General features: G+C 66.0%; 10 protein-coding genes. 5 read left to right on the top strand and 5 right to left on the bottom strand.

The window, feature by feature from the left end:
- Positions 1–165 precede the first annotated feature (165 nt).
- Both dprA and plsY read right to left on the bottom strand, forming a co-directional pair.
- The gene (gene dprA, locus SSO01S_RS10610; RefSeq protein WP_066798648.1) at positions 166–1242 is read right to left on the bottom strand and encodes a DNA-processing protein DprA; all 1077 of its coding nucleotides are present in this window, start codon (positions 1240–1242) and stop codon (positions 166–168) included.
- Positions 1235–1846, bottom strand: a complete 612-nt coding sequence (plsY, locus tag SSO01S_RS10615) for a glycerol-3-phosphate 1-O-acyltransferase PlsY (RefSeq protein ID WP_066798649.1) — start codon at positions 1844–1846, stop codon at positions 1235–1237. The genes dprA and plsY overlap by 8 nt, the downstream gene beginning before the upstream one ends.
- Positions 1847–1917: 71 nt before the next feature.
- Between plsY and murI the strand changes: the two genes are divergently transcribed.
- Positions 1918–2715: a glutamate racemase gene (murI, locus tag SSO01S_RS10620; protein WP_066798650.1), complete on the top strand. Its 798-nt coding sequence runs from the start codon at positions 1918–1920 to the stop codon at positions 2713–2715.
- On the opposite strand, the gene SSO01S_RS17590 is transcribed toward murI, so the two are convergent.
- Positions 2712–2879 carry a hypothetical protein gene (locus SSO01S_RS17590; protein WP_157073737.1) on the bottom strand — a complete coding sequence of 56 codons (168 nt, stop codon included), beginning with the start codon at positions 2877–2879 and terminating at the stop codon, positions 2712–2714. The genes murI and SSO01S_RS17590 overlap by 4 nt on opposite strands.
- Positions 2880–3135: 256 nt before the next feature.
- Between SSO01S_RS17590 and hemA the strand changes: the two genes are divergently transcribed.
- Positions 3136–4380, top strand: coding sequence for a 5-aminolevulinate synthase (gene hemA / locus SSO01S_RS10625; protein WP_066798651.1), 1245 nt, complete (start codon positions 3136–3138; stop codon positions 4378–4380).
- A gap of 146 nt (positions 4381–4526) precedes the next feature.
- Positions 4527–4736, top strand: a complete 210-nt coding sequence (locus SSO01S_RS10630) for a cold shock domain-containing protein (RefSeq protein ID WP_066798652.1) — start codon at positions 4527–4529, stop codon at positions 4734–4736.
- A 50-nt stretch (positions 4737–4786) separates the two neighbouring features.
- Here SSO01S_RS10630 and SSO01S_RS10635 read toward each other — a convergent pair whose 3' ends face one another.
- Together SSO01S_RS10635 and SSO01S_RS10640 are read right to left on the bottom strand one after the other, a co-directional pair.
- Positions 4787–5098, bottom strand: coding sequence for a hypothetical protein (locus tag SSO01S_RS10635; RefSeq protein ID WP_066798653.1), 312 nt, complete (start codon positions 5096–5098; stop codon positions 4787–4789).
- 19 nt (positions 5099–5117) lie between these two features.
- Complete coding sequence (locus SSO01S_RS10640; RefSeq protein ID WP_066798654.1) at positions 5118–5588, bottom strand: hypothetical protein; 471 nt, start codon at positions 5586–5588, stop codon at positions 5118–5120.
- Positions 5589–5657: 69 nt separating this feature from the next.
- On the opposite strand from SSO01S_RS10640, the gene rpiB reads away from it, so the two are divergent.
- Entirely contained in the window at positions 5658–6098 is a 441-nt protein-coding gene (gene rpiB, locus SSO01S_RS10645) for a ribose 5-phosphate isomerase B (protein WP_066798655.1), read from the top strand.
- A 3-nt stretch (positions 6099–6101) separates the two neighbouring features.
- Positions 6102–7412 (top strand): serine hydroxymethyltransferase, encoded by a 1311-nt coding sequence (gene glyA / locus SSO01S_RS10650; RefSeq protein ID WP_066798656.1) that lies wholly within the window; start codon positions 6102–6104, stop codon positions 7410–7412.
- Positions 7413–7483: the final 71 nt, after the last annotated feature.

Raw genomic sequence — 7483 nt, forward strand, 5'->3', positions numbered from 1 at the left:
GCTCGAATGCCGCCGGTCAGGTAACGGCCCCTCGCGGACCTTGAATTTTCGTCACCCCGGACCTGCTCCGGGGTCCACTCAGCCGCACGGCTTGGCGCTTGAACCTCTTGTCCGGCGCATGCCGCTGCGTGGACCCCGGAGCAGGTCCGGGATGACCGTGCGCATTCAGGCCAGGCTCACCTTGCCACCCGCGTGACGCTCCAGCCTCCCGCCAAGTTCCAGTTCGAGCAACACCATCTGAACCACAGCCGAGGCGAGGCCCGCCTGGCGGATAAGCTCATCCACCCCGACGGGGACCGGTCCGAGCAAGCCCTCCACCACCCGCCGCTCGCTATCGCTGGCGTCTTCTGGCGGCGGGCCGCCCCAGCCGCTGGCCGGGGCGCGCACTGCCCGCGCGTCGATTGGGCGGATTGCCTCCAATATGTCGTCCACGCTCTGCACCAGGGTCGCGCCTTCGCGGATCAGCAGATTGCAGCCCTGCGCGCGCGGATCGAGCGGCGAACCGGGCACGGCCATCACGTCGCGCCCCGCCTCCGCCGCCAGCCGCGCGGTGATCAGCGAACCCGATCGCGGCGCAGCCTCGACCACCACCGTGCCCAGCGACAGCCCCGCGATGATCCGGTTGCGCGAAGGGAAGAAGCGCGCCAGCGGCTCGGTCCCCGGGGGCTGCTCGGCGATCAGCAGCCCTTCGTTGGCGACCCGCTCCTGAAGCTCGCGATTCTCGGGCGGAAAGCCGATATCGATCCCGCTGGCGATCACGCCCACGGTGCCCGGCAGCGATCCGACATGCGCCGCCGTGTCGATCCCGCGCGCCAGCCCCGACACTACAGTCGCCCCGGCATCCGCCAGCCCGAGCGCAAGCTGCCGGGCAAAGCGGCAGGCGGCAGCGCTGGCGTTGCGCGCGCCCACCATCGCCACGCAGCTTTTCGCCAGCAATTCCGCGCGCCCGCGCACGATCAGCGCAGGCGGCGCGCTGTCTGTTTCGGCCAGCAAGGCAGGATAATCCGGGTCGCCCAGGAACAGATAGCGCGCACCCAATTTCTCCACCGTCGCGATCTCACGCCGCACCGCGCCTGGATCGGCAATTGCCGGCACACGCCCGCCGCCCCGCGCCGCGAGCATCGGCACCGCCTCCAGCGCCGCCTCGGCGGTGCCGAAGCGGACGATCAACTGCCGATAGGTGACGGGTCCGATATTCGCCGAGCGCAGCAATTGCAGCCGCGCCTCGCGAATATCAGCCATGCTTCTTCCTGCCGCCGATGCGCGGCTCGGTGCCATTCAGCAGTCGGTCGATGTTGTCGCGATGCTTCCACAGCACGATCAGCGCCAGCCCGAGCAGCATGAGCACGATATCGATCCGCCCGAAATAGGCGGCGCTCACCGGCGCGCTCACCGCCGCCGCCATCCCCGCGACCGACGAGATGCGCAACGCCCCCAGCAACCCCAGCCAGACCGCCGCATAGACGAGTCCAGAGGGCCAGTGCAGCGCCAGCACGATCCCCATCAGCGTCGCGACGCCCTTGCCGCCCTTGAATTTGAGCCACACCGGATAGCAATGCCCCAGGAATGCGGCCATGCCGCCCAGCATCGCGGTTCCGGGGAACAGCCATCCCGCGAGCAGCACTGCCGCCGCGCCCTTGGCGAGGTCGAGCAGCAACGTCGCCGCCGCCAGCCCCTTGCGCCCGGTGCGCAGCACGTTGGTCGCGCCGATATTGCCCGATCCGATCGTGCGCAGGTCGCCCGCGCCCGCCATGCGCGTCAGCAAGACCCCAAACGGGATCGAACCGAGCAGATATCCCAGAATGATCGCAGCAGCCGGGGCCGCCCAAAGGATTTCGCTTTGCACCCTGCCCCCTTCTTGCGCGCAGGCTAGGCCCTCTCGTAAGCGGGTGCAATAATCTCTGTCAGCCGGATCCCATGCCAGACCGCCGCCCGATCCTCTTCTTCGATTCCGGTGTGGGCGGGCTGTCGGTGCTCGCGCCCACCGCCGCGCTGCTCCCCCGCGCCCCGATCGTCTATGTCGCCGATTCGGCGGGTTTCCCTTATGGCACGCGCAGCGAGGGCGAGATTGCGGCGCGCGTCCCCGCTTTGCTGGGGCGGCTGGCCGAGCGCTATGATCCGCGCCTGATCGTCATTGCCTGCAACACCGCGTCAACGATCGCGCTCCAGCATGTTCGCGCCGCGCTCGATATCCCGATCGTCGGCACGGTGCCCGCGATCAAGCCCGCCGCCGCACTGAGCCAGACCCGCGTGATCGGGGTTCTGGGCACCGAAGCCACCGTCCGCCAGCCTTATGTCGACGATCTTACCGCGCGCTTCGCTGCCGATTGCACCGTCCTGCGGCACGGATCGGCCGAACTGGTCGAGCTGGCCGAACGGGCATTAGGCGGGGAGTCGCCCAGCCCCGATCGTCTCCGCGCCGTGCTCGACGGGCTGTTTGCCCAGCCCAGCGGCGACCGGCTCGACGTGATCGTCAATGCCTGCACCCATTTCCCGCTTCTTGAGGGCGAGCTGGCTGCCGCCGCGCCGCATACGGTGCGGTTTGTGGACGGCGGTCCCGGCATCGCCCGCAGGGTCGCATACCTTACCCGGGATCAGGATTGGCCGGAGGTGCGGCCGGCGGGGCGGGCGGTGTTCACCCGGCTCGATGCCGCCGCCCAGGCGCTGGCGCCCGCCCTGGCGCGCCATGGCCTGGCCGTGATCGAGTCGCTCTAGCCGCCTGATTGTTGCTGGGCGGGCGCGATCTCGTTCAGCCGCGCGGCGTAGCGATCGGCCATTTCCCTGTGCACGCGCTTGGCGATGCTGTCTTCGGTGCGCTCGGCGCTGTCGCGCTCCTGCTGCGCACGTCTGGCAAAATAATCGAGATCATGACTGGTCATGGTAATGCTCCTTTTCACAAGCGGGAGCGCGCAAGTCTCTCAGCCGCGGCCGTGCCTGAAAGCGAATCGGACCGCGATGGAGCGAGCATAGCATATGGCGCGCGTAATGTGTTGATCCGGATCAAGGATGCGGTGAAGCGCCCGAATCGCGCGAGCTTGTCTGGAACATGTCTGTCGCACTGGTCGCAACTTGGACGATTTGTCCCATGTCCGGTGCTGGAAATTCGCCGGATTTGGGTTTACGGGCGAAAATATCATGCGTGATCAGCACTCCCCAGCCCCCGCCGTCGATTATTCGCGGGTCTTCTCCTCCGCGATCGACCGGCTCCACGCCGAGGGGCGCTACCGGGTGTTCATCGACATCCTGCGCAACAAGGGCGCTTTCCCCAATGCGCGCTGCTTCGCCGGGCATAACGGGCCGAAGCCGATCACCGTCTGGTGCTCGAACGACTATCTGGCGATGGGGCAGCATCCCAAGGTGATCGCCGCGATGGAGGAAGCGCTCCACGATGTTGGCGCCGGCTCGGGCGGCACGCGCAACATCGGCGGCAACACCCACTATCATATCGAGCTGGAGCAGGAGCTCGCCGATCTCCACGGCAAGGAAAACGCGCTGCTCTTCACCTCGGGCTATGTCTCGAACGAAGCGACGCTGGCGACCCTCGCCAAGGTGCTGCCGGGCTGCATCATCTATTCGGACGAGCTCAACCACGCATCGATGATCGCGGGCATCCGCAATTCGGGCTGCGAGAAGCGGATCTTCCGCCACAATGATTTGGCGCATCTGGAAGAATTGCTCGCCGCAGACGATGCGAGCGCGCCCAAGCTGATCGCGTTCGAGAGCGTCTATTCGATGGATGCCGATATCGCGCCGATCGCGGAGATCTGCGATCTGGCCGACAAGTATAACGCCATCACCTATTGCGACGAAGTTCATGCCGTCGGCATGTATGGCCCGCGCGGCGGCGGCATCACCGAGCGCGACGGCGTGGCCGACCGGGTCACCATCATCGAAGGCACGCTGGGCAAGGCCTTTGGCGTGATGGGCGGCTATATCGCAGCCGATCAGATGATCATCGACGTGATCCGCAGCTATGCGCCGGGCTTCATCTTCACCACTTCGCTTTCGCCGGTGCTGGTCGCCGGCGTGCTCGCCAGCGTCCGCCACCTCAAGAGCTCAAGCGTCGAGCGCGAGGGCCAGCAGGCCGCAGCGGCGAAGCTCAAGGAACTGATGGCGGAAGCGGGCCTCCCCGTCCTCCCCTCGACCACGCACATCGTGCCGCTGATGATCGGCGATCCGGTCAAGGCGAAGAAGATCAGCGACGTGCTGCTCGCCGAATATGGCGTGTACGTCCAGCCGATCAATTACCCCACCGTCCCGCGGGGCACCGAACGCCTGCGCTTTACCCCCGGCCCCGCGCATGACGAAACGATGATGCGCGAACTGGTCGATGCGCTGGTCGAGATCTGGGGCCGGCTGGAGCTGAAGCTGGCCGCCTGATCAGCGGGAGGGCCACGGTCGCCGCCCTCGGTCCCTGGCGGTGCGAAATGCCAGGTTGCACGCCGCATCTACCTTTTGCGTGAAAAGGACGGCACAAGCTGTCTCGCGCGGGCGTAAGCCTGCGGACGGAAAGCGAAGGGGGGATCATGTCGCAAACAGGCACCGTGAAGTGGTTCAACGCCGAAAAGGGCTTTGGCTTCATCACGCCAGAGGACGGCGGCAAGGACCTGTTCGTCCATCACACCGCGATTCAAGGGTCAGGCTTCAAGACCCTCGAAGAGGGCGAAGTAGTGCATTTTGACGTGCTGCAGGGCCCCAAGGGTCCTGCCGCCGGGAATGTAATCCGCGGCCTCTGACGCGGCATGGAGCCGCCCGGCCGGAAACCGGGCGAACCCATCGCCAGCATTTAGCGGGTCGTGTTCTCGATATCCCTGCCGACCTTCTCGGCGCGGTTGCCGATATCCTCGGCGGCTTTGTCGATAACCGCACCGGCGCGATCCGCGCCATTTCCGATCGCGTGACCCGCGCGATCCGCGCTGTTGCCGATCGCATCCTCCGCGTGATCCGCGCGGTTCCTGATCGCGTCACCCGTGTCGTCGGCGGCATTCGCGATCGAATCACCCGCGCGATCCAGCGAATTGCTGAGGTTGCTCTGCGAACTGTCGCTGCATGCGGCCAGGCCCAGCGCCAGGGCCGCAACAGGGATGATCTTCTTCATACTGGTTTCTCCGTAAGGGTCAGTCGCGGCAATACCCCTCGCCTTCCTTGACCATGAGGCAGTTCTTCTCGCCATCAAGGTACTTCAGGCCGATCGCGTCTCCGTCGCTCGCGCGCAGGACGTGCTTGCCGTCCGGCCGGGTAAAGGCGATCCCGTCAAACGTTCCGACCCCGTCAAACGATCCCTCGTCGTCGAGCGTATATGCCATCTCCAGCCGGTACTGCCCCGGCCCCGCGCCCTTGGAGATCTCGAGATACATGCCCTCCACGCCTCTCCAGCGGCCGATCCACGCATCATACCCTCGCGTCGCTTCTGCGACGGCATTTCCGGTAGCTTCGGCAACATTGCTGGAAGCCAAATCAAGCGCTTCACCCGCATTGGCGATCACATTGCCGGCCCCGTCGGCCACATTGCCGATCTCCGCAGTCGTATTCTCCGGGGTGCTGCACGCAGCCAGCGCCAGTGCGGCGGCCAGGGTCGGTAGGATCATTCGCATTTTGCTCTCCCTTTCACTCGTCATCTCTAGCCAGCGGCACCCGTTGGGCTTAGGGGACGCCGCATGTCGCGCCGCATCGCCATCGCCTCGGATCATGCCGCCTTCGCGCTGAAGGCAGAACTCATCGACTGGCTGCGCGAAAGCGGCCATGACGTGCTCGATCTTGGTACAAATGGCCCCGAAAGCGTTGATTACCCTGACTATGGCTTCGCGCTGGGCAAGGCAATCGAAGATGGCCGCGCCGAATTTGGCGTCGCGCTCTGCGGATCGGGCATCGGGATTTCGATCGCGGTAAATCGAGTCGCCGGCGCGCGCTGCGCCCTTGTCTCCGAACCGCTTTCGGCCAGCCTCGCGCGCCAGCACAATGATGCGAATGTCATCGCGCTTGGCGCGCGGCTGATCGGCGTGGAGATGGCCCGCGCCTGCATCACCGAGTTTCTGACCACCAAATTCCTCGGCGAGCGCCACCAGCGCCGCGTGGACAAATTGAGCAAGGGAGCCTGAACCATGAGCACCAACCCGCAAATGGCAGGGCTCCAGCCCGACGGCTTCTTCACCAAGAGCCTCGCCGAAGTTGATCCCGCCGTCTTCGCCGGCGTGCGCCATGAGCTGGAGCGTGAGCAGCACCAGATCGAGCTGATCGCGTCGGAGAACATCGTCTCCAAGGCGGTGCTCGAAGCCCAGGGCAGCGTGTTCACCAACAAATATGCCGAGGGCTATCCCGGCAAGCGCTATTACCAGGGCTGCCATCCCTCCGACGAAGTCGAGCAGCTTGCGATCGATCGCGCCAAGCAGCTGTTCAACTGCGGCTTCGCCAACGTCCAGCCCCACTCCGGCGCGCAGGCGAACGGCGCGGTGATGCTCGCGCTCACCAAGCCCGGCGACACGATCATGGGCCTCAGCCTCGATGCCGGCGGCCACCTTACCCACGGCGCAAAGGCCGCGATGTCGGGCAAATGGTTCAACGCGGTCCAGTACGGCGTCGATCCTGTCACCCACCTCATCGATTTCGACGAGGTCCGCGCAAAGGCGCTCGAACACCAGCCGAAGCTCATCATCACCGGCGGTTCGGCCTATCCGCGCATCATCGATTTCGCCAAGTTCCGCGAAATCGCCGATGAAGTCGGCGCGCTCTTCATGGTCGATATGGCGCACTTCGCCGGTCTCGTCGCGGGCGGCGCGCATCCCACCCCGTTCGATCACGCGCATGTCGTCACCACCACCACGCACAAGACGCTGCGTGGCCCCCGCGGCGGCATGGTGATGACCAATGACGAAGCGATCGCGAAGAAGATCAATTCGGCGGTGTTCCCCGGCCTTCAGGGCGGCCCGCTGATGCACGTCATCGCCGCCAAGGCGGTTGCGTTCGGCGAAGCCCTCCAGCCCGATTACAAGCGCTACATCGCCGCCGTGGTCGAGAATGCCAAGGTGCTGGCGGCCACGCTCAAGGAGCGCGGCGCGGCCGTCGTCTCGGGCGGCACCGATACGCATCTGGCGCTGATCGACCTCACCCCGCTGGGCGTCACCGGCAAGGACGCGGACGAAGCGCTCGAGCGCGCCGCGATCACCTGCAACAAGAACGGCATCCCCAATGATCCGCTGCCGCCGGTCAAGACCAGCGGCATCCGCGTCGGCTCGCCCGCCGGCACCACGCGCGGCTTCGGCCCGGGCGAGTTCCGCGAGATCGGTAACATGGTCGCCGATGTGCTCGACGGCCTGCGCAAGAATGGCGAGCAGGGCGACGCGCAGATCGAAGCCAATGTCCGCGAGCGCGTCCGCGCGCTGTGCGAGCGCTTCCCGATCTACCCGGATGCATAATCTCCCTCTCCCCTTCAGGGGAGAGGGTCGGGGAGAGGGGCCTGAAGGGGCGGCTCTTTCCGAACCGGCTG

Origin of the sequence: Sphingomonas soli NBRC 100801 (genome assembly GCF_001591025.1) — a bacterium.
GTDB lineage: Bacteria > Pseudomonadota > Alphaproteobacteria > Sphingomonadales > Sphingomonadaceae > Sphingomonas > Sphingomonas soli.

Coding starts and splice junctions, on each gene's coding strand:
- SSO01S_RS17590 (WP_157073737.1), bottom strand. CDS start 2,879: ATGACCAGTCATGATCTCGATTATTTTGCCAGACGTGCGCAGCAGGAG.
- murI (WP_066798650.1), top strand. CDS start 1,918: ATGCCAGACCGCCGCCCGATCCTCTTCTTCGATTCCGGTGTGGGCGGG.
- SSO01S_RS10630 (WP_066798652.1), top strand. CDS start 4,527: ATGTCGCAAACAGGCACCGTGAAGTGGTTCAACGCCGAAAAGGGCTTT.
- hemA (WP_066798651.1), top strand. CDS start 3,136: ATGCGTGATCAGCACTCCCCAGCCCCCGCCGTCGATTATTCGCGGGTC.
- SSO01S_RS10640 (WP_066798654.1), bottom strand. CDS start 5,588: ATGATCCTACCGACCCTGGCCGCCGCACTGGCGCTGGCTGCGTGCAGC.
- SSO01S_RS10635 (WP_066798653.1), bottom strand. CDS start 5,098: ATGAAGAAGATCATCCCTGTTGCGGCCCTGGCGCTGGGCCTGGCCGCA.
- dprA (WP_066798648.1), bottom strand. CDS start 1,242: ATGGCTGATATTCGCGAGGCGCGGCTGCAATTGCTGCGCTCGGCGAAT.
- glyA (WP_066798656.1), top strand. CDS start 6,102: ATGAGCACCAACCCGCAAATGGCAGGGCTCCAGCCCGACGGCTTCTTC.
- rpiB (WP_066798655.1), top strand. CDS start 5,658: ATGTCGCGCCGCATCGCCATCGCCTCGGATCATGCCGCCTTCGCGCTG.